At 37.6% G+C, this 20,477-nt stretch carries 21 protein-coding genes, 2 pseudogenes and 1 riboswitch; of the genes and pseudogenes, 19 read left to right on the forward strand and 4 right to left on the reverse strand.

From position 1 onward, the window contains the following. Window positions 1–157: 157 nt before the first annotated feature. From sda to BAZO_RS01555, 10 genes and pseudogenes are all read left to right on the forward strand, one after another. Window positions 158–295: a sporulation histidine kinase inhibitor Sda gene (gene sda / locus BAZO_RS21440; RefSeq protein ID WP_003329433.1), complete on the forward strand. Its 138-nt coding sequence runs from the start codon at window positions 158–160 to the stop codon at window positions 293–295. Between the two features lie 358 nt (window positions 296–653). Beyond that, a complete protein-coding gene (locus tag BAZO_RS01520; RefSeq protein ID WP_003329434.1) occupies window positions 654–1,139 on the forward strand; it encodes a hypothetical protein in 486 nt (161 codons plus the stop codon). Window positions 1,140–1,259: 120 nt separating this feature from the next. After that, window positions 1,260–2,099: an MBL fold metallo-hydrolase gene (locus BAZO_RS01525; protein WP_003329435.1), complete on the forward strand. Its 840-nt coding sequence runs from the start codon at window positions 1,260–1,262 to the stop codon at window positions 2,097–2,099. A gap of 184 nt (window positions 2,100–2,283) precedes the next feature. Next, complete coding sequence (locus tag BAZO_RS01530) at window positions 2,284–3,012, forward strand: EcsC family protein (RefSeq protein ID WP_003329436.1); 729 nt, start codon at window positions 2,284–2,286, stop codon at window positions 3,010–3,012. A 180-nt stretch (window positions 3,013–3,192) separates the two neighbouring features. Next, window positions 3,193–3,321 (forward strand): annotated as a pseudogene (locus BAZO_RS23150) (TetR/AcrR family transcriptional regulator); the annotation flags it as partial. Between the two features lie 108 nt (window positions 3,322–3,429). Next, window positions 3,430–3,774, forward strand: coding sequence for a TetR family transcriptional regulator C-terminal domain-containing protein (locus BAZO_RS22850; protein ID WP_003329437.1), 345 nt, complete (start codon window positions 3,430–3,432; stop codon window positions 3,772–3,774). A gap of 20 nt (window positions 3,775–3,794) precedes the next feature. Then, window positions 3,795–4,655, forward strand: coding sequence for a transporter substrate-binding domain-containing protein (locus tag BAZO_RS01540; protein ID WP_003329438.1), 861 nt, complete (start codon window positions 3,795–3,797; stop codon window positions 4,653–4,655). Window positions 4,656–4,674: 19 nt separating this feature from the next. Continuing rightward, entirely contained in the window at window positions 4,675–5,319 is a 645-nt protein-coding gene (locus BAZO_RS01545) for an amino acid ABC transporter permease (protein ID WP_003329439.1), read from the forward strand. A gap of 13 nt (window positions 5,320–5,332) precedes the next feature. Further along, on the forward strand, window positions 5,333–6,076 hold the full coding sequence (locus tag BAZO_RS01550; RefSeq protein ID WP_003329441.1) for an amino acid ABC transporter ATP-binding protein: 744 nt from the start codon (window positions 5,333–5,335) through the stop codon (window positions 6,074–6,076). A 56-nt stretch (window positions 6,077–6,132) separates the two neighbouring features. Next, window positions 6,133–6,558, forward strand: coding sequence for an OsmC family protein (locus BAZO_RS01555; RefSeq protein WP_003329442.1), 426 nt, complete (start codon window positions 6,133–6,135; stop codon window positions 6,556–6,558). Between the two features lie 197 nt (window positions 6,559–6,755). Here BAZO_RS01555 and BAZO_RS01560 read toward each other — a convergent pair whose 3' ends face one another. Continuing rightward, a complete protein-coding gene (locus tag BAZO_RS01560) occupies window positions 6,756–7,601 on the reverse strand; it encodes a MerR family transcriptional regulator (RefSeq protein WP_003329443.1) in 846 nt (281 codons plus the stop codon). A gap of 108 nt (window positions 7,602–7,709) precedes the next feature. On the opposite strand from BAZO_RS01560, the gene norA reads away from it, so the two are divergent. Beyond that, a complete protein-coding gene (norA, locus tag BAZO_RS01565; protein ID WP_003329444.1) occupies window positions 7,710–8,900 on the forward strand; it encodes a multidrug efflux MFS transporter NorA in 1,191 nt (396 codons plus the stop codon). 124 nt (window positions 8,901–9,024) lie between these two features. Here the strand turns inward: norA and BAZO_RS01570 are convergent, their stop codons facing one another. Next, window positions 9,025–9,324, reverse strand: coding sequence for a hypothetical protein (locus BAZO_RS01570; protein WP_003329445.1), 300 nt, complete (start codon window positions 9,322–9,324; stop codon window positions 9,025–9,027). Between the two features lie 275 nt (window positions 9,325–9,599). Between BAZO_RS01570 and pgaC the strand changes: the two genes are divergently transcribed. The 4 genes from pgaC to BAZO_RS01585 all read left to right on the forward strand — a co-directional run bounded on the left by pgaC (window position 9,600) and on the right by BAZO_RS01585 (window position 13,075). Next, the gene (gene pgaC, locus BAZO_RS01575; RefSeq protein WP_003329446.1) at window positions 9,600–10,832 is read left to right on the forward strand and encodes a poly-beta-1,6-N-acetyl-D-glucosamine synthase; all 1,233 of its coding nucleotides are present in this window, start codon (window positions 9,600–9,602) and stop codon (window positions 10,830–10,832) included. Continuing rightward, window positions 10,796–11,239 carry a hypothetical protein gene (locus tag BAZO_RS22170; protein ID WP_157382039.1) on the forward strand — a complete coding sequence of 148 codons (444 nt, stop codon included), beginning with the start codon at window positions 10,796–10,798 and terminating at the stop codon, window positions 11,237–11,239. Before pgaC ends, BAZO_RS22170 begins: the two co-directional genes overlap by 37 nt. Window positions 11,240–11,250: 11 nt before the next feature. Continuing rightward, window positions 11,251–12,099, forward strand: coding sequence for a polysaccharide deacetylase family protein (locus tag BAZO_RS01580; protein WP_003329448.1), 849 nt, complete (start codon window positions 11,251–11,253; stop codon window positions 12,097–12,099). 105 nt (window positions 12,100–12,204) lie between these two features. Then, a riboswitch (FMN riboswitch) is annotated at window positions 12,205–12,338 on the forward strand. A gap of 149 nt (window positions 12,339–12,487) precedes the next feature. Then, complete coding sequence (locus BAZO_RS01585; protein WP_003329449.1) at window positions 12,488–13,075, forward strand: ECF transporter S component; 588 nt, start codon at window positions 12,488–12,490, stop codon at window positions 13,073–13,075. A 5-nt stretch (window positions 13,076–13,080) separates the two neighbouring features. Here BAZO_RS01585 and BAZO_RS21445 read toward each other — a convergent pair. After that, a pseudogene (locus tag BAZO_RS21445) lies at window positions 13,081–13,305 on the reverse strand (GNAT family N-acetyltransferase); the annotation flags it as partial. A 257-nt stretch (window positions 13,306–13,562) separates the two neighbouring features. Between BAZO_RS21445 and BAZO_RS22175 the strand changes: the two are divergent. The 4 genes from BAZO_RS22175 to BAZO_RS01605 all read left to right on the forward strand — a co-directional run bounded on the left by BAZO_RS22175 (window position 13,563) and on the right by BAZO_RS01605 (window position 19,475). Further along, the gene (locus BAZO_RS22175) at window positions 13,563–13,814 is read left to right on the forward strand and encodes a hypothetical protein (RefSeq protein WP_003329450.1); all 252 of its coding nucleotides are present in this window, start codon (window positions 13,563–13,565) and stop codon (window positions 13,812–13,814) included. Between the two features lie 152 nt (window positions 13,815–13,966). Continuing rightward, a complete protein-coding gene (locus BAZO_RS01595) occupies window positions 13,967–15,928 on the forward strand; it encodes a putative thiazole-containing bacteriocin maturation protein (protein WP_003329452.1) in 1,962 nt (653 codons plus the stop codon). After that, a complete protein-coding gene (locus BAZO_RS01600) occupies window positions 15,928–17,868 on the forward strand; it encodes a TOMM precursor leader peptide-binding protein (protein ID WP_003329453.1) in 1,941 nt (646 codons plus the stop codon). The genes BAZO_RS01595 and BAZO_RS01600 overlap by 1 nt, the downstream gene beginning before the upstream one ends. A gap of 23 nt (window positions 17,869–17,891) precedes the next feature. Then, complete coding sequence (locus BAZO_RS01605) at window positions 17,892–19,475, forward strand: SagB family peptide dehydrogenase (RefSeq protein WP_003329454.1); 1,584 nt, start codon at window positions 17,892–17,894, stop codon at window positions 19,473–19,475. 113 nt (window positions 19,476–19,588) lie between these two features. Here the strand turns inward: BAZO_RS01605 and BAZO_RS01610 are convergent, their stop codons facing one another. Continuing rightward, entirely contained in the window at window positions 19,589–19,924 is a 336-nt protein-coding gene (locus BAZO_RS01610; protein WP_003329455.1) for a L,D-transpeptidase, read from the reverse strand. Window positions 19,925–20,477 lie beyond the last annotated feature (553 nt).

Below are 20,477 nucleotides of genomic sequence, written 5' to 3' on the forward strand. Positions count from 1 at the left end.
GTTTCCCTACTTTATTTTGTGAATAATGAACAAATTTCTCTAAAAATATTGTTAAAATTCTGTTAATTATGAACAATTTCATTGAAAAAACATCATATTTATAGTAAAAATAGTAATTGTGTTGAATCTTTTTGGAAGGAAAGGGAGAAGGAGAAAATTGAGTTCTTTAGAAAGCTTATCAAATGAATTATTGCTAGATTCTTATCGTATGGCTATGGAGATTGGCGTTAGTAAAGATTTTCTTGATTTGCTTTTAGATGAAATCAAGAATAGGGGGATTAGTCTCCAGGCCTAATCATTAATTCTTTCTACAAGCCATTGGACAAATTCCAGTTCTTTGGTTGTTAATGCTCTATTTAGTTCTAAGCTATATTCAGTTATTAAAGATTCGTAAGTTTGTTCCATAACAAATTCTCCTTTTGTATAACAGGGAAATTACTTTTAATATAATATAAATAGTTAAAAATGTATATAATTTTAGATTTCATATTGGGGTCAAAGGTAAAAACTAAAGATGTATTAGTCGAGGAACTGTTATGATAGCAGTTCCTATTTTATTGAACGGGCAGCATTACTGAAAAAAGAGAGAAAAGCAAATCCGTTGAAACCCAATCTATGATTACTACGTCTATAAAGTATGGGAGGGATTAAATTTGAAATTTAAACATCTAATTGTCGCATTTATCGTTTTATTAATACTTTCTGCTTGCAATGATGGAATAGAGCCTAAGGAGCATTTAGGAGAAATATATAGTGTTGCATTAGATTCTATAATGGAACAGGATGAGGCATTAAGCAGTAATATGGAATACATAGCCATTGATATGAGTAATTTCGAGGAATTAGATGAAAATGATAAAAAAGAAATTATTAACTACTTTAAAGAAAAATATAAAGTTGATGTATTGGGTGCTACATTAGAACAATTGAAAGAAAAGGGATTGTATAATCCAGATACAATGGCTTTGGACGGCGTACTTCTTAGAATTGAGAATGTAGATTTTAAGTTTAATAATAATATATTTTTTGAGGGTTCAAAGTATCGTTCGGGTAATGGGGCTGTTGGAGTAGAAGTTACAATTCAATTAAAAGATAATCGGTGGAAATCTAAAGAAGCCAAAATGACTTGGATTAGTTAATTACTCAACTTTCGGAGCAACCTTGCTTGGTCGCTCCGAAAGTTTAGTCAATAATAAAAAAGAGTTTGTAAAGTATTGGGCAAATTGAAAGGGCAGAAACATTGATAAGGAGATTATTATATGAAATTATCCGTTTTAGTAGATAACAATACTTTGATTGACCGCTATTTTTTGGGGGAACCGGCGCTATCTTTTTTTATCGAAGATGATGGCAAACGTATTCTTTTTGACACTGGATATTCTGATATCTACATAAGGAATGCAGATAAAATGAAAATTGATTTAAGAAATCTTGATTATGTAGTCTTGTCACACGGACATGTGGACCATACATGGGGACTGACACATATAATTAGACTACACATGGAAACAAAAAATGAAAAAATGATATATAATACTCCAACTGTTATAGGACATCCGTTAATTTTTAACACTAAACTATTCGATTCTATAGGAGAAATAGGAAGTATTTTATCTCATGAAAAGTTAAGTAGACACTTTCCTGTTCATTTAACTAAGGACCCCTTATGGCTAACAGATCGACTAGTATTTCTAGGGGAAATTAAAAGAACATTTGATTTTGAAGGTATGGATTTTATAGGTCAAGTTGTTTTAGAGCAAGGGAATGTTAATGACTACATTAGAGATGATACGGCAATAGTTTATAAAGCTTCAGAAGGCTTAGTTATTATAGCGGGATGTTCACATTCGGGGATATGTAACATTGTTGAATATGCTAAAGAAGTTTGTCAAGAAGATAGAATAGTTGATATTATTGGAGGGTTTCATCTCCAGAATCCAACTAAAAAGCGGTTAGACAATACAGTTCAATATATTAAAGAACTTAACCCAATTAAACTTCATGCTTGTCATTGTACAGATTTAAAATCTAAAATAGCTCTTTCAAGAGTTGCCAATATAGAAGAAGTTGGCGTAGGGTTACAACTTTCATATTTTTAAGCTTTCATAAAGGGGCATAAGCTGGGACATGGGGTCGGGAACTCTGGCTCGCTTCTTTGTCATTTTAGCTATCCTTTTTTTGTGAATTATAAAAAATAAAATTCAATAAAATGTAGAAGTGTAGGGCATAGGCATACGGTGAGTGGTTTTGACGATATATTTTAAAAGGAAGGAGTTGAATTGTATGGATTATGAACAGAACGTACAGGACGAACTTATGGCATGGAAAATGAAAATGAGAAGACGCACAGGTATTATCAATAAAATTTCGAAGAAAACACAAACAAAAATCAATTCATTCATTCCCGAGAAAGTTCATCAGGTCGTTACAGAAGGGATTAAGAGAATGGTTAAGGCTACTTTAACGGGATCTAATCTTACGACGAATAAAAAGCGGGATGAAGGATTAAGTTTATATGAGCGGGATGAGCTAGTAAGGCAGAAACTTTCTTCTTATCGGAGATCGGCGGTAATTGAAGGTGCAGGTACAGGCGCAGGTGGTTTTTTGCTTGGGCTGGCTGATTTTCCGTTGCTATTATCCCTTAAGATGAAATTCTTATTTGAGGCGGCTGTCATTTACGGATATGACACCAATCAATATGAGGAGCGTTTATTTATTCTCCATATTTTTCAACTTGCTTTTTCAAGTGACGATAAACGTAAAGATGTATTTGAGATAATTGAACATTGGAAGGAGTATAAACAGCAAGTAGTTGATATGGATTGGCGGGAGTTCCAACAGGAATATAGGGATTATATTGATTTGGTAAAGATGTTTCAGTTAATTCCAGGTTTTGGGGCGGTTGTTGGAGCTTTTGCTAATTACAATTTACTCGATCAATTGGGTGAAACGGCAATGAATGTATACCGGATGCGATTTTTAGAGGATGGGACAGAGGGTCGGGAACTCTAGCTCACCTTTCACAGACTTTTATAGTCTGTTTTTTTTATATAAAAAATAATCCCAATAAATCACATCAAAATAATTGACTAACTAAACTACGATGGATAAAATTAACTCGACTGATTAGTCAATCAAGAGGAGGGGGTTGTAATTTCTGTTCAAGATCAAATACAAGATCGAAGAAGCCAAATTCTTAACGTTGCTTTAAAGCTATTTGCTAGCCAAGGTTATCACAAGACGAAGGTTTCTGATATCGTTCAGGCCGCAGGTGTCGCTCAAGGCACCTTTTATTGGTATTTCAAAAGCAAAGAAGCGATTGCTTTAGAAATTATCAATAATGGGCAAAATAGTCTTATAACAGTCATTTCCCAAGGTTATCGTGAGTCAAAGGGTACGGTTCAAGAAGTAGTAAAAGCGTCAGAAAAATTGTTTGAAGACTTTTTTACATATTCACAGCAAAATCATGATTTTATGAAGCTTTTACTGCAAGGAATTGAGACGGAGGACTCTGTTCAATCCGCTATCCTTAAAACGCGACAAAAACTGGAAGAAGCGTTCCAAAATAATATTCAAAGAGCAACGGATCTTGGAATTTTGCCGAAAAATGATCCATCCGTTCAATCGGCAATGTTGGTTAGCCTAGTTGAAGGGATATTAGAAAGATGGCTATTTAGTCCCGGGCTCAAACATTCGGTTTTACAAAAAAAGTCTGCAAAGGAACTTGCTCAGGAAGTTGTAAAATTTGAGTTTTTTGGATTGTTTGGAATTTAAAATGAAAAGAGGAGATCACAATGAAAAATCGCAAATCAGTTTTTACATTATTACTTGTTTTAATGTTCAGTTTTGTACTTACTGCTTGTGGTGCAGGCAATGGAAATAAGGAAGATAATGCGGAGGGTAATCAAACACCGAATGAAACCTCAAAGGGTAAGACGTCTCTATTAGATGAAATAAAGGATCGTGGAGTCTTGAAGGTTGGTTTAATGGGAACATACCGCCCCTATAATTTTCTAAATGAAAAACAAGAGATGGATGGTTTTGATGCTGATATCGCTAAGGAAGTGGCGAAACGCTTAGGAGTAAATGTTGAGTTTATTGCACAAGAATTCTCCGGCATGATCGCAGGCTTGCAGGCTGAAAAGTTCGATGTTGTTATTAGTCAAATGACGATTACTGATGAGCGTAAACAACAAATGGATTTTTCTGATCCATATATTACGAATCAGGTAAAAGTAATTGTTCATGAAACGAATGACTCCATTAAATCTGTAGAAGATTTTAAAGGTAAAAACATTGGTGTAGGATTAGGAACAAATGATGAAACATACTTACGAACAAAACTTATGCCGGAAGTCGGTGAGTTTAAAATTATGACATATAATGATGTTATTACCACATTAAAGGACCTTGATGCAGACCGCATCGATGCTACAATCAATAATATGTACGCCCTAAAACCAGTCGTTGAGGAACAGGGTTTTAAAATCAAAGCGGTTGGAGAAGCAATTAAATCCGACCAAGCTGGAATTGCTACTAGAAAAGGAAATGAAGACCTAGTTGCTGAATTAAACCGTATTCTAGCTGAAATGAAAGAAGACGGCACTTATAAAGAAATTTTTGTAAAATGGTTTGAGGAAGAGCCTCAAAGCTAAGAAAGGACACCAATTAAAAATGGATATAGTTATTCAAAATTTGCCATTTTTATTAAAAGGAGCGTATTTTACGCTCCTTATCACTATTGTATCTATGTTTTTTGGTTCGATCCTTGCTGTGATTGTAGCCGTAGCCAGGCTGAAGGGGAATCGGCCAGTACGGTGGATTGCCCGCGCTTATGTATCAGCGATTCGGGGAACGCCAACCTTAGTTCAAATTATTATCGTCTATTATGGCTTAGTGGATTATGGTATAAAATTACAGCCACTACCAGCGGCAATTATTGCACTCAGTATCAGTATCGGCGCTTATTTGTCTGAAACATTGCGCGGTGCGTTACAATCGATTCCAAAAGGTCAAATGGAAGCTGCTTATGCTTCAGGAATGACACCTTTTCAAACCATGAGAAGAATTATTTTTCCACAAGCAATTCGGATTGCGATTCCACCAGCAGGCAATACGTTTATCGGGATGCTAAAAGAGACTTCACTTGTATCTGTTATTACAGTTACCGAGTTGTTACGTTCTGCTGATTTATTAATTGCTCAGTATTATATATATATGCCGTTTTATCTTTCAATTGCACTTATGTATTGGATCATGAGTACGGGCTTTTCTTTTGTCCTTGAAAGATGGGAGAAGCGTTTATCAATCTATTTATAAGTTGGGGTAAAATATGATTCAAATTCATGATTTGTCAAAAAGCTTCCAAGAATTGGAGGTTTTAAAAAACATTAATTTACAAGTATATGCGGGCGAAGTCGTTTCCATTCTTGGCCCAAGCGGTTCAGGTAAAAGTACATTGCTTCGTTGTTTGAATGGTCTAGAAGAAATGACTAGTGGAAGAATTGAATTGGCTGGGCACGTTATTGATAGCGGGCAAAGTAAGAAAGAACAAGCGAAAGCAATCCGTCAAATACGTTTACAGACTGGGATGGTGTTTCAACAATTTAATTTGTATCCCCATAAAACGGTACTGGAAAATGTAACAGAAGCCTTATTGGTCGTGAGAAAGTGGCCGAAAGCGAAGGCGGTGGAAAAGGCTGAAACATTGTTGGATCGGGTAGGTCTGCTCCAGAAAAAGGACGTATACCCATCACGTCTATCTGGTGGTCAGCAGCAACGGGTGGCGATTGCACGCGCATTGGCAGCGGAACCGGCAGTCATGTTATTTGATGAACCGACATCGGCTCTTGATCCAGAATTAGTTGGAGAAGTACTGGCTGTTATAAAAGAACTGGCCAATGAAGGTATGACAATGGTCATTGTAACGCATGAAATGGAATTTGCCGAAGAAGTCTCAGATCGGGTTGTTTTTATGGCTGATGGGATCATTGTTGAACAAGATTCACCAAAGGAATTTTTTAATAATCCTAAAACGGAACGTGCACAGAAATTTTTAAAGAAATTTGGAAGTTAGGTTTAGCGATTAAATTAGAGAAAAATACTGCCACCATGCTGAACAGGAGGGGCTTTATGATAGTAAAAACGAAATGGACTGGCCAACGTGCTTTTACCGCTGTTGGTGATTCCGGTTATGAAATTAAAATGGATGCTACTGAAGCGTATTTTGGAGAAGGGAAAGGTGTTACGCCAACTGAAATGCTTTTAGCGTCTTTAGCAGGATGCATTGGTATTGACGTAACCATGATCCTAAGACATAAACTAGATGGAATTGAGAGTCTAGAAATTGAAACCGATGGTACTAGGAAAGAGGACTTGCCAAAAGGGTTTACAGCAATTACGGTTACTTTCTATATTAATGGTAACATCGATAGCAAAAATATTTGGAGAGCGATAAATTTAGGTAAACAAAAATACTGTGCGGTCTCAGATTCGCTGAAAGCAGACATTACATTCCGCCTTATCCTAAACGGTCAAGAGTTTACTAATCCATATTGAAAAGAAAAAGATTAACTGCTTATCAATAATTACGAATAGGGCCAAATAAAGCTGCGTAAATATGATAAAATAGCACAGTTTCTCCATCGGAGAGATAGGTGCTATTTATTTTTTTTGAATTAGGCCTTTTCCTTTATAATACATAAGTTTCTTCAACAAATGGGGGTGATTGATGATAAAGGCAATCACGCCTTGTGTTATGCCTGTTTGTTTTTAATTACCTGTATCATAATTTTGGTAACGTATTCTTCCTTATAATTTTTTACAACGGTATCATAAATATACTCTTCAAAAACATAATCTCCTAAGTCTAAATCTAAACGTTCCATCTCTGTTAAAAGTTTCCTATATGTATTATGTATTGTTTTATCATCTCCAATATGATATCCAATGAGAAAATCACCGCTGACAGCTGTGAAATATGGATAACCTTCCTTGGGTTCCTTGGCATGTGGTTGCTCAATGTATAAATAGCTATATTTAGAGAATTCCCCTTTTAAAATTTGCTCCCGTTTTGTAATACCCCCTATAGGATATCCCGTATCAAGCTGTGATTCGTTCAATTCACCAATAAATTCTGTAATCACCTCTACAAATTCTTCAGCGGTAATATTTTCAATGTTTCTGCTTAAATAAAGGGTAGCTTCCGGTAAATGTTCAAGTGTAATTTGTTGAAAATCAAGTTGGGAGGCTTCTTTCATTAATGCTATTTTTGTCTCAATAAGTTTTTCCTTCATTTCAATTTCTTGGCGCTTTTTCACAATCTCTTCTTTTTTCTGATACATCAAGGTTAAAAAACTTTCAGGAGATTTATTTTGCGTATATTGTTGAATATCATTTAGCGACATGCCAAGATCTTTTAATAAATCAATAACATAGTATAACTCTATTTGATTGATTGAATAGAAACGGTACCCTTTTTCATTTTTAAATATCGGGGACAACAGACCGATTTGATCGTAATAAAAGAGTGTCTGTTTGTTCACTTTACAAAGCTTTGCGAATTCGCCTGTGGTTAAATATTTTACATTTTTGTTATTCATTTTTTGTCACCACCCTTGACTGTATAGTTACTATATACACTAGGATAAAAAAGAAATCAAATAAACAAATTTTTTTGTCCATTTGTTTTGTTAAGGAGAATGTAGAAAATGAAGTCTTATAAAATTACTTTAGGCTTATTATTGATGAATTTATTTATAGCCTTTTTGGGAATTGGTCTTGTAATTCCAGTATTACCAACGTTGATGAATGAATTAAGTATAAATGGAAAGACAATAGGTTATCTTACAGCTGCTTTCGCCTTTGCACAATTGATTGTTTCGCCATTTGCTGGGAAAGCAGTAGACAAATTTGGAAGAAAAATTATGATCGTCCTTGGTTTATTTATTTTTGGTCTATCAGAATTTTTGTTTGGGCTTGGGAAAGAAATTGAAGTGTTATTTATTTCTCGTATTTTAGGTGGAGTAAGTGCTGCCTTCATTATGCCAGCTGTTACTGCCTTTATTGCAGACATTACAACACTTGAAACTCGCCCAAAAGCTCTCGGGCTTATGTCAGCTGCCATTAGTACAGGATTTATTATTGGTCCAGGTATCGGCGGATTTTTAGCGGAATTTGGAACACGGACACCCTTCTTCTTTGCAGGTGCCCTTGGCACAATAGCTGCAATATTAACTATTATTCTTATTTCTGAGCCAGATCGGTCAAAAGAAATTCATGAACAATCCTCGGAAGAAATGAATGGTTTTAGACGAATTTTTGAACCAAAATATTTCGTTGCGTTTATTTTAATTTTTATTGCCTCATTTGGGTTGGCAGCCTTTGAATCGTTCTTTAGTTTATTTGTGGATCATAAGTATAAATTTACACCTGCCGATATCGCCATTGTTATTACAGGTGGTGCCATTGTTGGTGCCATTGCACAAGTGATGCTTTTTGATAGGCTGACTAGAATTTGGGGTGAAATTAAACTAATTCGGTTCAGCTTACTTTTATCGGCCGTACTTGTTTTTCTAATGACCGTTGTTCATTCATATTTCTCAATTTTACTTGTTACTTTTATAGTTTTTGTAGGTTTTGATTTATTCCGACCAGCTGTTACTACTTATCTTTCGAATAACGCCGGGAATGAACAGGGTTTCGTTGGTGGAATGAACTCTATGTTTACAAGTTTAGCGAATATTAGCGGACCAATTATTGGGGGGATATTATTTGATGTAGATATTGATTATCCTTACTATTTTGCAACGGTAGTACTAGCTTTAGGGTTTATCTTAACTTTATTCTGGAAGAAGCAAGCAAAGCCTATCAACGAAGTGAAGGTTAGTGTAGCAAATTAAGTAGGTTGCAATCCAAGCCGGGCCACGGGGTCGGGAACTTTGGCTCGATTTGGTTCGATTTTTCACTAATGACGAAAGGTGTGGTTTTTTACCACGCCTTTCGTGTATTCAATTAATATAGAAACTATTGTTCGTGGGTCCAAGTGATTGATTGACCTGTCTTTGGACAAGATGGGAATTTTTCTCCTTGCTGAAGTACCACATGTTCACCATCTGCATCTATATAATGTCCTGACTCCATAACAGTTTCTCCGGTTCGATGAACATGGCTTGCATGGGTCCAAGTTGTTGCCTTACCTGTGTTGGGGCAGTTCGGAAAAATATCACCTTGACTAAGTTCTTGTTTTGTTCCGCCTGCATCTACATATTGACCTGATTCCATTACGGTCTTTCCTGAATGGTGATGGTCAGAAAAATGAGCCATATGCAATTCCTCCTTATAATTGGTCATACAACAACTATTTTTTCCCTGAACAATAAAACTATACACTAAGTGGGACGCGGGATCGGAAAGTCTGGCTCATTCAATCAAACAATCCATATGGATTCGCTATCGATAAGATACGGGGCAGAATTATAAAAGCGGTGGGGTTAATCCCCAGTGCTTTTTAAAATAGGACATTACTAGTAAATATCATAATAATTGGGCATGATACTTTTAGTAAGTATCGACCGAATAATGGAAATAGGATGGGTTGTATGCAAAAAATAGTTAGTTATCTCTCACAATTTATTTTTTGGTACCCCTTTATGATGTCTTTGTTTTGGATAGCAGGCTCAATTCTTTTTTTTCGATATCGAGAAAAAATACAAAAGCTTGATTTTGATAAGTTTGAGTGGCCATTCATTAGTATTTTGGTTCCATGTTACAACGAGGAGGCTACGATTGAAGAAACGATTCAGTATTTAATGGAGATGCCCTATCCCCACAAAGAAGTTATTGTTGTTAATGACGGGAGCCTGGATGGTACAGCGGAGATCCTTCACCAATTGGCTAACAAATATAATGAACTGCGAGTGATAGATTGTAAAGAAAATAAAGGAAAAGCAAATGCATTACACATTGCCTGCCATGCTTCAAAGTCGGAGTACCTGATTACAGTTGACTCTGATGCTATTTTGGATAAATATGCAGCTTTTTACTTGATCCATCACTTTTTTTTTCGGGGGGAAAGATTAGGTGCGGTGACTGGAAATCCTAGAATTCGTAACCGTGATACGTTGTTAAGTAGATTACAACTTGTTGAATACGCATCCATTATTGGTGCAATCAAAAGAACGCAACGTATTCTTGGGAAAATTATGACGGTTTCTGGAGTAGTTGTAGCTTTTCGAAAAAAAGCGCTTGTCGATGTTGGTTTGTGGGACCGCGATATGATTACGGAGGATATTTCTGTTTCATGGAAATTGCAACAAAAATTTTGGGATATTCGCTATGAACCTCGTGCTTTATGCTGGATGCTTGTTCCGGAGACTATAAGAGGTATTTGGAAACAAAGAATTCGCTGGGCTCAAGGTGGCCAGGAGGTAATCCTGAGACACTGGAAAGTTCTTCTTGACTGGAGACAAAGAAGAATTTGGCCGATCTATCTTGAGCAATGGACAAGCTTACTATGGTCTTTTTCATGGGTATTGGTGACATTCTATTATTTGTTTAATGCAAATTCAGTGCAGGAACTATTTATATGGTTTACCTTTTCATCATTCACCCTTGTCTTATTAAGTTTAACCCAATTGTGGATTTCGCTTAAGGTGGATTCTACCTATGATAATATTACAAGCTATTATTTCTGGGCAGCTTGGTATCCTATTGTTTATTGGATATTAAATGCAATGATCGTTGTATTTGCTTTTCCAAAAGCGGTTAAATCAAGATTTAAAGGTGGGTATGCAACATGGACAAGCCCGGACAGAGGCAACCGAATGACTTAATTATTCGATCCAAACGAAATTGGGTGGATGAAGGAATTCTTATTTTTTTGTCTTTAATCGGATGGTCATATTGCCTTTTAGTCTTATTCTTTTTCCTAAGTGCGTTTTTGAATTATAATGGTCGTTTTATAAGTATTGTAAAAATGGCCTTTAAAATAACGAATAAAGATATTCAAATCTTTACGTTTAAGGGATTTTTAATTTGGTCTTGTTTTTATTTCGGCCTAAGGATTTGGAGGCAATATAATAGAAGACGATTCGGGATATTGACGAGAAGACATTATCCAGGACCAACAACAAAGGAGGAGATGCTTGCACTCCAGCTTATGAGTAAGGAAAATTTTGAGTTGGTTCAACAATCAAAATTTGTTGTGTTTGAAAAAAATCCTATTCGGGATTTAACCTAGCAGGTGTATGTATGGGAAAAAGTATTATTAAGTTTAGTGTGTTGATCATCGTTATTATAGCTGCAATTTACTTTTCGTGTAAAATAGATATTTCAGAGCCAGCAATGGAGTTTCCAGAAGTACTCGACAAGAATGGATGTCTTGGTTTAACCTATCATCGTATTCGAAAAGACCGGGTCCTATATAAAATTCTGGGCTTTGTAACAAATTCAGATGAAATCATGCGGTATAATGTTTATGCGGATCAATTTGAAAAACAAATGAAGGTATTAAAAGAAAAAGGTGCAACATTTGTGGCTCCAGATGAAATCAGGGGATTTCAAAAAACAGGCAAGTTCCCTAATAAGTGTATTTGGATATCTTTCGATGATATTGATCAAACGGTTTATAATAATGCATTTCCAATCATGAAAGAATATGAAATTCCATTTACGATATTCGTCATTGCAGGTAAAGTTGGGAGTGAATTTAGTAATTTACAACTTGCAACCTGGGATCAACTGCGGAAGATGCTTGATAGTGGTTTGGTTACAGTTGGTTCACATACATATGATATGCATAAACTTCAAGGCGACCAGCCGATATTCTTTCAAAATGACAAACGGCTTGATTTTAAAAAAGACCTACAATTAAGTAAACAAAGCATAGAAGAGGAGTTATCTATAAAAATTAGGGATTTTGCCTATCCATATGGAAATGGACGAAGCGATCTAGCGAATATAATTGGTGAGGTTGGATTCGAAACGGCAGCAATATTAGCCCCACGTTCCATCACAGTTAATAATGACCGATATTGGTGGAATCGAATTCTAGTTAATCAAAAAGTATTTGATGACGTAGTAGTAGAGTGGGTGAAATAAAAGTATGGTTAAAGTGCAAATTGTAGAAAAATGTTGGAAAATTTATAGGCTTTTCTGTTGTCAGAAGAGTAGTCGAACTGGTATAATATATTCAATTAAATATCGATCAATCTTCAGGGCAGGGTGAAATTCCCGACCGGCGGTATTGAAATGTTAATTTCTGAGCCCGCGAGCCTTTTTAGGCATGATTTGGTGAGATTCCAAAGCCGACAGTACAGTCTGGATGGGAGAAGATGGAGGTATAGCGTTTATGTCATTTTTACGACTGAATAAGCGTTTGTTTGCCTGTGTATTTAACAGTCTCCCACTCATCGTTTGAGTGGGTTTTTATTTGGGCAAAATCTCTTTCTGTTGGTTGGGTCGAGTAAAAGGGAGAGACAAAGGAAAAATGAACAAAAACAGTCAAAAAATTCGTCAAACAGTAACCGTATCAGTTTTATCAACCATTGCATACTTACTAATGATGCTTAACTTTCCATTGCCAGGGTTGCCGCCATTTTTAAAAATTGATTTTAGTGAAGTGCCGGTATTGTTGGCAGCGATCGTATTTGGACCAGTTGCTGGTATTACCGTAGAAGCAATCAAAAACATATTACACTATATCATTGAAGGCGCAATGACAGGTGTACCAATTGACCAAGCAGCGAACTTTTTAGCAGGATTGTTATTTATTTTACCAGTATCATTTTTATATAAAAAGATTCGTTCTACGAAGGGCTTAACTATAGGGCTTGTAGTTGGGACGATCACAATGACAGTGCTGATGAGCATCCTTAACTATTTCATCATCCTACCAGCTTATACGTTTTTCCTAAATTCACCAGCAATGTCTAGTGCGGAAGCAAAAGGATTAATCGTCGCTGGGATTATGCCTTTTAATTTAATCAAAGGAATTGTAGTAACCTTATTGTTTATCTTCTTATTCTCAAGGTTGAAACCTTGGGTACGAAATTACGAGAAAACAATGGCAGCTTAATATTTTCATAAAAATGCGGACTCTACTATAATAGGGTCCGCATTTAATTTGAACATATTTACATATCTAATCTGTTTGATTGATAGCTCTTTTACCATTAAAACATGCGGAATTCCATCCTCCATAAAGACATTTGATGAAGTATGATATCCAAGCTTTTGGTAAAAACCTTCAGCCTGTGTTTGCCCATGTAATTTAACTCTGGCAGCGCCTTTTTCGGCTGCAATTTCTTAGTTGAATATCGTAATATAGCACATTCAAGAAATAACTTTTTTATAGGTAAATGCACATTTATGACCGAACAAGCTGATAGGTTGATGACTAGTGAATATGATGTTGTGAGTTTAAAAATAAAAAGGGGAGGAAGAAGAAATGTATAATGAATTGCAATCTTTGGGAATGGATAACTACCAAGTTGGTGAGTTAATTCCTATGAATTATCAAAGCGAAGATACGCGTTTTGGCTTTATGCGTTGCGGAGGTATGTGTGCAGGCAGGTGCGGAGGATTTTGCGCAGGCAGGTGTGGAGGATTTTGCGCAGGCAGGTGTGGAGGATTTTGTGCAGGCAGGTGCGGAGGATTTTGCGCAGGCAGGTGCGGAGGATTTTGTGCAGGTAGGTGTGGAGGATTTTGCGCAGGCATGTGCGGAGGATTTTGTGCAGGCATGTGCGGGGGATTTTGCGCAGGCATGTGCGGGGGATTTTTTATTTAGCTGTTTAAGTTGTTGGGGTGACTGGTAAATTTTCGAGAAAATTTGGCTTATTGATGGAAAAAAGTGTCCCTATGTGCTTTGTGGCAGGGGCATTTTTTTTTTGGTAATCATAATGGACAAATAAAAGTACATAAAATGATAGTGCATAATTTTGAAGATTTAAGAAAAAGGAGGAGCTGAATGACAAAACTGAATTCAAACTCACGTCCTAAGGTTAAGAGGGATACATTTTATCTGCCTGATCCAGAAGGTGGTGTGTATTTTAGAAATAACGTAAACTCTTTCCGCATGGAAGGCCGTACAATTTATCAGTGGATTGAAAAATTGATGCCGATGTTCAATGGAAAACGAACATTAGAAGAATTGACAGAGGGATTAACGGCCCCGTATCGGAACAGAGTATATGAGATTGGAGAAACGTTGTACAAGAATGGCTTTGTTCGAGATACAAGTCAAGATCGTCCACATCAATTAAATAGTATTTTACTCGAAAAGTATGCTTCACAAATTGAATTTATCGAGAATTTTGTTGATTCTGGTGCGTACCTTTTTCAAGAATACCGTCATGCTAAAGTTCTGGCAATCGGATCTGGCTCTTTAATGGTCTCATTAGCCTCTGCATTAATCGAATCAGGACTTCCTAAATTTCATTTCATGATAACGGGATCAGTACCTACAAATCGGCAGCGGATTCATGAGTTGGTGAAGAATGCCATCGAGGCTGACTCCGAGGTGGAGGTAAAGGAGATACCGTTTGAAAAAGGGGAGGACATAAGTTTTTGGAAACAAGTGGTGATGCCATATGATTGGATTCTGTATGTCTCACAGGATGGCAATGTAAAAGAACTGAGGAATCTTAATTTAATTTGCAAAGAGGAGAGAAAAGTATTTCTACCTGCTATATGTTTAGAGCAAGTAGGGCTTGCGGGTCCATTGGTTCATCCAGAATCAGATGGATGCTGGGAGTCCGCATGGCGCCGCATTCATCAAACTGCCCTTCAAGGAGATCGGCAACTTAACAATTTCTCTTCAACAACTGGATCCATTCTGGCAAATGTCCTTGTATTCGAATTTTTCAAGAAGGCTACAGGAATTGCAGGTCCAAATCAGAGTGATCAAATTTATCTGCTTGATCTTGAAACACTGGAAGGAGACTGGATTTCATTCATTGCACATCCGTTCGTCACGTCTAGAAGTATAACGCCCCAACTGGTTGAAGATCTTGACTTAAGGCTCGAACAGGAATCGGAAAGAAAGGACTCTTCGGGTAATCTTCTGGAATATTTCAGTCATTTAACTTCCGAAGAAATAGGAATTTTTCATACCTGGGAGGAACGGAATTTAACACAGCTTCCTCTTGCACAATGTTATGTTCAAGTAGTCAACCCAGTGTCAGTTGGGCCGGCAGACCTCCTGCCAGAGGTTGTCTGTTCGGGTATTACACATGAGGAGGCAAAAAGAGAAGCTGGACTGACGGGCATTGAAATGTATGTTTCGCAAATGATGGATTCACATGGTAAGGGATTTAAAAAACAGAAAAATCATGTTGGTGCGAACATGCTAGAGGGATTTATAGGCATCGGTGCAGGGGGAACAATCGAAGAGGCTGTTTGTCGAGGGCTGCAAGTCTATTTAGATGAGGAATTGAGAAAAAGAAAAACTGATCAGCTGAATACGTTTTTTCATTTGCAGCTAGGATCAGTACAAGATAAGCCATGCAGATTTTATTTAAATGCCCTGACTACCTTGAATGGTTCACTGGCAATCGGCTTGGAAGAGGATATACTAGGCTTCCCCGTGATATGGGTAAGGTCGAATGGGCGTTGTTACACTAGGGCAGGTTTAAATACAACATTGGCATTACGAAACACATTACAACAAGCGCTTTTGGATACTCAAAACCAGAAGAATTCCGCGGCGAGACAAGGGATGGAATCAGCGGTTTTTCTTGAAAAAAAGGAAACCAAACTCGAAATCCCTGCTTGTGATGAAATGACACAATGGGAGCTATTGCAATCTTCCATTCAGTCCTTGGCCCAACACAGCAAACGGCTATTCGTTTATGATCTTGCGTTCGAACCTTTTTTAAAACAGGAACTGGCAGGGGTGTTTGGTGTGCAGGTACGAGAGGAGGAATCCTAATGGCTGCCTATATTGTCATTGACGGACAGGGTTTATTAGCCGATTTTGTCTATGATCAATTGTCCAGCAACTATCTTGTAAAGCGTCAAAGCATCGTAGAAGAGGTTCCCAAAGAAACAGAATTAGCTCTAGTGCTGCACGATGCTTGGCATCCATCAGTCCATCAAAAAGCGGCAGAAAGATTTAGGGACATAGGTATTCCGTGGCTGCGAGGTTTCGTATCGTTTGGGGAGGGAATCATTGGTCCATTTGTACGTCCCGGTACACAGGGATGTTCTCACTGTGCTGATATACGACGCATTATAGCTGGCTCCGATCGCCAAGAAATGTGGGAGCTTCAGATGAGAATGGCCGAAGGAGAAGGTGTACTGCGGGATGCTTGGGCATCACGAACGGGACTATCACAAATGGCGACTTTGATATGTAACGAAGTGCAGAGGATTCTTCAAGGCAAAACCAGTAACTTAGAAGAAAGAGTGTTCATTACGAATCTGAGAACGTTAACGAATTCTAGTCACCTTTTTTTGGCTGATCCATTGTGCCCGATTTGCAGTTCCTTACCTGATGATACATCGGAATTAGCTCGAATTAGGTTAGAATCTAGTCCTAAACTTGATGGTGGTGGTTATCGCTGTCGTTCGATAGATGAATTAAAAACGGTGCTAAATAAAGATTATCTTGATTATCGTACTGGGATCATGAATTGGAAAATGCAGGATTTCACGTTGCCGTTTGCTGATGTTTTGGTGAACATGCCGCTGTTTGGAGCGAATGAGGGAGTAGCAGGAAGGTCTGATTCGTATGAAATGAGTGAGTTAACGGCAATTTTGGAAGGGTTGGAGCGATATTGCGGATTCGAGCCAAGGGGCAAAAGGACGGTAGTTCGGAATAGTTATCATCATGTAGAGAATCATGCACTAAATCCTATAAGAGTAGGTCTACATGAAAAAGATCAATATGAAAAGCCTCATTTTCCGTTTAAACCATTTCACCCTGATGAACCAATGAATTGGGTCTGGGGCTACTCGTTCTTACAAGAACGTCCTATTCTGATTCCGGAGTTACTTGCTTACTACAGTTTGGGCTGTGGGGAGGGCTTTGTTTATGAAACCTCCAATGGATGTGCATTAGGGGGGAATTTAGAGGAAGCCATTTTTCATGCGATTATGGAGGTTGTTGAGCGAGATTCGTTCTTATTAACTTGGTATGCAAGGCTCGCCCTTCCTCGTATTGACCTTCGTTCTGCTAACGATAAAGAATTACAGCTGATGGTCGATCGTATACATGAAGTGGCGGGATATGACCTTCATTTTTACAATTCGACGATGGAACATGGAATTCCAAGCGTTTGGGCAGTGGCAAAAAACAGAAGATCCAAGGGTATGAACCTTATTTGTGCTGCCGGAGCTAACCCTGATCCTGTAAGGGCTGTAAAAAGTACGATTTACGAGCTTGCAGGAATGATGTTTAGGGATGACGAAAAATTGGAGATAAATCGACAGAAATATGAAGGAATGCTGCAAGATCCGTTTGCAGTACGTACGATGGAGGATCATGGCATGCTGTACGGTCTGCGAGAAGCAGAGGAACGACTGAATTTTTTATTAGATGATCATCGTCCTTTACGTACGTTTGCTGAGGAATTTAAGGATCCGCCGGCCAATACTGATTTAAAAGAGGATCTTCAAGATCTTCTTGATCGGTTCCGCCGGTTAAACCTCGAAGTCATTGTGGTTGATCAAACAACACCGATAACCAAACGGAACGGATTATTTTGTGTAAAGGTATTGATTCCGGGAATGTTACCGATGACATTCGGGCATCACCTTACCCGTGTAAAAGGGCTGGAGAGGGTGCTTAAGGTGCCCATGCAATTAGGATTTAGGAAGGAACCGTTATCGTATGAACAGCTTAATCCATATCCCCATCCGTTCCCATAATGGAAGAGTAGGAGGCTTTTCGAGTGGAGCTAGACACATTTCTACACCATTTGCATTTTGACACAGATAAAGTCTTCCCACCGGATTGGGAGGTGGACTGGGAAGATGCACCGCTTCCTTATAAACTGTACCGCGGCTTACCAGAGATTCCTTTTACAGCAGATGTCCCGTTAACACTTAAGCGTAGAGAAGCTCATCTAAAACCCAGCCTGGTAGAGCTTGGTCATTTTTTATGGTATGTATACGGCCTTACTCAGTACTCCGGGTCCGTTTTAAACGATGGAACCAAGGAAAAAACTGTGAGCGCTGCCCAGTCAATCCGGAGATTTGTTCCTTCTGGAGGGGCGCTGTACCCTAATGAATTATATGTGTATATAAAGTTAGATGATGCTCCTAATGGAATTTACCATTATGATGTGGCCCATCATCGTCTTATTTTGTTGCGAGAAGGAAATTTTGATTACTACTTATCTAGAAGTCTTGCAAATAGTCTTCCTATTTCGGACTGTTTTTGCACCGTTTTCATCTCGACCGTTTTTTGGAAAAATTTTTATAAATACAATAATTTTTCTTACAGACTCCAAGGGTTAGATGCAGGCGTGTTAATTGGGCAATCACTTGAAGTGGCTGATCGAATGGGATACTCCCCACGAGTATGCTACCAATTTCTTGATCGGTCTCTCAATCATTTGCTTGGGCTATCCGAACAGGAGGAAAGTGTATATGCGGTTATCCCATTAAGTATGAACCCGTTCATTCCTAGTGGTGACAACGATCAAAAAAGAGAAGAAATGGTGTCTGCATCTGAACTATGTCGGGAAGTTCCAGTGTTGAATCATGTTTGCTTTAACCGTTCAAAGAGAGTCAGTGATTATCCGATGCTAAAGAAACTTAATGAAGTATCCATGTTTGAAACAACACAGTCTTTTGTGAAACTAAAGAAACATAATCGTCAGAAACTTCCCTTAGATACGGAGATGGTCTTACTGCCATTTACGGAGTGCTTTTCGTACGATCTAGCATCTGTTTGCAAGAAACGATATTCACCTGATATGGATTTTATGTTAGGAAAAGTGAGTCAAACACAATTATCTACTCTTTTAAAAGAGACATTTTCTTTCCCATATCAGAATGACCTTGACGATACACAGGGACAGGTTGAGACTCGTGTTTCTTTATTTGGCAGTTTTTATAATGTAGAGGGAATTCCTGATGGCGCCTATTCCTATGATAATGGCACTCATGCACTTCGGAGAATAACAAAGGGAGATTACCGGGAGTTTTTACAATCTGGATTAACCATGCCCAATGTAAATTTGTATCAAGTTCCACTCTGTATGCATTTGGTTGGAGACAAGGATCACCTCAAAGAGATATTAGGGTATAGAGGATACCGTATTCAACAGATGGAAGCGGGCATTATCGTGCAACGAATACTCTTGGTGTCATGTGCTTTAGGAATGGGGGGACATCCATTGTTGGGATTCGATTCGAAGCCATGTGATGAACTTTACAGGATCGATTTGAAAGGGAAAACCAGCTTGATCCAAATTCCCGTCGGACCATACCGTCCACGCGCCTGGTTAAGAGGGAGTTTGCATAGCTAGACACGGCAAGAGTAACGCACTGTTTTTCAAATTATAGTATTTCATAGTGATAATGCCTCCTTTATGCCGCTTTCGAACCAACTATGCATAAAAGGAGGTAAGTTGTTACAGAGTCATTTATGAATAGCTACGCTAGTACCAATTGGAACTCTGGATGATAATTCTAGAACATCATGATTAAACATTCGAATACATCCATGGGAGACATTTTTACCAATCGAAGCTGGATTATTTGTTCCATGTATACCGTAATGAGGTTTTGACAATCCCATCCAGAGCACTCCAAATGGTCCTCCGGGATTACGTTGTTTATTAATTATCGTGTATGTCCCAGAAGGTGTAGGTGATAATATTTTTCCAACTGCAATTGGGTAAGCTTTTATTAGCCTGTTTCCATCAAAAAGTTTTAATTGATGTTTTGATGTAGAAACGTCAATCCATTTAGCCATGAAGATCAACTCCATTTTTTTTGAATATTGTATGAAGTAACCTAGGCACTTGTTCATTAACAGAAATGGGACTTTAATGTACCAAAATATGAATGAATAATATCTTGACCTCTTTTTAATCCTTAATGATCATTTCAACATCATCTTGACTCATACCTGGGTCAACATAAACTTTGGTGCCACTTCCTTCATATTAAAACTGGCTGAAACTATTTTTCCATTTGAAGAAAATATCATCAGATAAGCTATACTTAATAAAACTAAAGATAATATCGCTGGGATTAATTTCTTTTTATTTATCAATTCATTCCTTGCCCTTTTTCATAATGGACAAAAAAACATGAAAAAAGTTTCAAAAACATCCGTCAAATTGCATAATTAAAACCGAATAACATAGCTGCTTGTAAGATTATTCACAAACTCTAGGAATTTTATAAAAAAATCAGAGCACTTTTTGGAATAAAATTACTAATTTAGTAATATGTCTTGATACACATCAATCCTCAATATACACCAACATTTGTGTTGAATTTCAGGCTAATGTGCATTAGAT

The organism is Schinkia azotoformans LMG 9581 (assembly GCF_000307855.1).
GTDB classification, from domain to species: domain Bacteria; phylum Bacillota; class Bacilli; order Bacillales; family Bacillaceae_J; genus Schinkia; species Schinkia azotoformans.

What these genes read in the sequence shown, in the direction of transcription:
- BAZO_RS01525 (WP_003329435.1), top strand. Translation starts at nt 1,260, where the DNA reads ATGAAATTATCCGTTTTAGTAGATAACAATACTTTGATTGACCGCTAT.
- BAZO_RS01530 (WP_003329436.1), top strand. Translation starts at nt 2,284, where the DNA reads ATGGATTATGAACAGAACGTACAGGACGAACTTATGGCATGGAAAATG.
- BAZO_RS01540 (WP_003329438.1), top strand. Translation starts at nt 3,795, where the DNA reads ATGAAAAATCGCAAATCAGTTTTTACATTATTACTTGTTTTAATGTTC.
- BAZO_RS01545 (WP_003329439.1), top strand. Translation starts at nt 4,675, where the DNA reads ATGGATATAGTTATTCAAAATTTGCCATTTTTATTAAAAGGAGCGTAT.
- BAZO_RS01550 (WP_003329441.1), top strand. Translation starts at nt 5,333, where the DNA reads ATGATTCAAATTCATGATTTGTCAAAAAGCTTCCAAGAATTGGAGGTT.
- BAZO_RS01555 (WP_003329442.1), top strand. Translation starts at nt 6,133, where the DNA reads ATGATAGTAAAAACGAAATGGACTGGCCAACGTGCTTTTACCGCTGTT.
- BAZO_RS01560 (WP_003329443.1), bottom strand. Translation starts at nt 7,601, where the DNA reads ATGAATAACAAAAATGTAAAATATTTAACCACAGGCGAATTCGCAAAG.
- norA (WP_003329444.1), top strand. Translation starts at nt 7,710, where the DNA reads ATGAAGTCTTATAAAATTACTTTAGGCTTATTATTGATGAATTTATTT.
- BAZO_RS01570 (WP_003329445.1), bottom strand. Translation starts at nt 9,324, where the DNA reads ATGGCTCATTTTTCTGACCATCACCATTCAGGAAAGACCGTAATGGAA.
- pgaC (WP_003329446.1), top strand. Translation starts at nt 9,600, where the DNA reads ATGCAAAAAATAGTTAGTTATCTCTCACAATTTATTTTTTGGTACCCC.
- BAZO_RS22170 (WP_157382039.1), top strand. Translation starts at nt 10,796, where the DNA reads ATGGACAAGCCCGGACAGAGGCAACCGAATGACTTAATTATTCGATCC.
- BAZO_RS01580 (WP_003329448.1), top strand. Translation starts at nt 11,251, where the DNA reads ATGGGAAAAAGTATTATTAAGTTTAGTGTGTTGATCATCGTTATTATA.
- BAZO_RS01585 (WP_003329449.1), top strand. Translation starts at nt 12,488, where the DNA reads ATGAACAAAAACAGTCAAAAAATTCGTCAAACAGTAACCGTATCAGTT.
- BAZO_RS01595 (WP_003329452.1), top strand. Translation starts at nt 13,967, where the DNA reads ATGACAAAACTGAATTCAAACTCACGTCCTAAGGTTAAGAGGGATACA.
- BAZO_RS01600 (WP_003329453.1), top strand. Translation starts at nt 15,928, where the DNA reads ATGGCTGCCTATATTGTCATTGACGGACAGGGTTTATTAGCCGATTTT.
- BAZO_RS01610 (WP_003329455.1), bottom strand. Translation starts at nt 19,924, where the DNA reads ATGGCTAAATGGATTGACGTTTCTACATCAAAACATCAATTAAAACTT.